This is a genomic window from Alcanivorax sp. P2S70 (genome assembly GCF_000475295.1).
GTDB lineage: Bacteria > Pseudomonadota > Gammaproteobacteria > Pseudomonadales > Alcanivoracaceae > Alcanivorax > Alcanivorax profundi.
Genome location: NZ_AXBZ01000027.1, coordinates 1 through 1672 on the forward strand (window position 1 = coordinate 1; position 1672 = coordinate 1672).

General features: G+C 59.2%; 2 protein-coding genes. Both read right to left on the minus strand.

Annotation, left to right across the window (positions count from 1 at the left end; translation table 11 throughout):
• Positions 1–93: 93 nt before the first annotated feature.
• Positions 94–525: a PaaI family thioesterase gene (locus tag Q672_RS26740; RefSeq protein ID WP_022985558.1), complete on the minus strand. Its 432-nt coding sequence runs from the start codon at positions 523–525 to the stop codon at positions 94–96.
• 22 nt (positions 526–547) lie between these two features.
• Complete coding sequence (locus tag Q672_RS26745; protein ID WP_022985559.1) at positions 548–1354, minus strand: IclR family transcriptional regulator; 807 nt, start codon at positions 1352–1354, stop codon at positions 548–550.
• Positions 1355–1672 lie beyond the last annotated feature (318 nt).

The window sequence follows — 1672 nt, forward strand, 5'->3', positions numbered from 1 at the left end:
CGCTCCAGGTCACGCTGAGCACGCAAGGAGTTATTCAGAGGCTCCCTAAGGAAACAACAACAGGGCGCGGGGTCATCCCCCGCCCTGTCCAAATCAGGTACTGCGAAGCCGGAAAGTCGCCTCGCCCATGGCGAGCAGATTGTCGTGTTCGTCAAACACTTCCATGGTGCTGTTATAGATGCGCGAGCCCCCTGCGCGCCGGGTACCGATGCAACGAATCAACCCGTCGCTGGCCTGGCCGGTAAAGGTGGTCGTCATGGACAGGGTGACGGCCTTGCGAATGCTGCGAGGGTCCGCGTTCCATGTCCCCGCACAGGCCCCCGCCACATCCATCAATGTCGCCAGCACCCCACCATGAATGACATTGGCCAGATTGAGATGTCGGGCATCAATATTGAGACCCAACACCGCCCGGCCTTCCTGCCATTCGAGAAAGTGAAAACCGACCTCGGCGGGAAAGCCCGTGGAAAAACGGGCATTGGCAGCGTCCAGGAAAACTCCGTTGTGCGGAGAAACAGCATCCATCGGCAATCCTTCTATTGGTGTATCAGGCCTGGCTACGCCCCTGAACCATCTGCGCCACCTGCCCCACCACATCTTTCAGGCGCGGGCCCAGATTTTCGATCAGGGTACGACGGCTCAAGCGCAGCGAAGAGCCACCACAATTGAAAGGCACCACCTGGGCACCCCCATCCAGAATCAGCGGCACAGCCACGCCACTCACATCCCGGTTCCATTCGCCATCGGAAGTACAGAAGCCAAACTCCTCGTATTCCTTGTAGGCCTCTTGCAGGCTGCGTTCTATGGCCGGCCAGTTTGCCGGATCCTGGCTGCGAATCTGTTCGTAATACATTTCCCGCTCTGACGCCGGAGTGGCCGCCAGAAAGGCTCGCCCCAGTGCCGATGTGGCCATCGGGACCCGTGAACCAATATCCAGACGCAGCACCAGAGGACCATTACCCTGGCACACCTGGATGTAAGTCACCTGCGCGCCGTCCGGGGCACCAATCGCCACCATGCAATCGGTGGCATCGGCCAGCTCCTGCATATAGGGACGCGCCAGATCGCGCACCCCTTCGCTGGCCAGATAGCGATACCCGAGATCGAGCACCCCCGGCCCCAGCCGGTACTTTTCGAGCTGCGGGACATAACGCAGGTAGCCCAGCTGAGTCAGGGTCGCTGTCATTCGCGACACCGTCGGCCGCGGAATACTGGTCCGTTTGGCCAGCTCCGCATTGCCAAGATATTCATCGGAAGGTCCGAAACAGCGCAGGATATCGAGCCCCCGGGCCAACGCTGTGACAAAATTTCGATCCTTGTCGTTACTTCCCACTTCTGCGACCGCTCTACGCATTCTTGTCATTCCTTCAGGCTTCGGGAGTGTGCCGGTTCGTCGGTCCCGTCTTCCGTGCGGGCCATCGATACCTTTTATAGTTGTGTATTAGGCTTAGGGAGCCTCTGAATAACTCCTTGCATGCTCAGCGTGACCTGGAGCGCCCTTCGGGTCTTCCAGGCTGGCCCACACTCGTTGTTGCGCTTTCTCGGTGGATGGACATACACCTTCAAAACCGCGCCTAGATTGTGAGCCAGCCTGAAAGACTGAGCACGCAAGGAGTTATTCAGAGGCTCCCTAGCGGCCTGCCACCAGATGGGTGGCCTGTTGTGCTTCCCA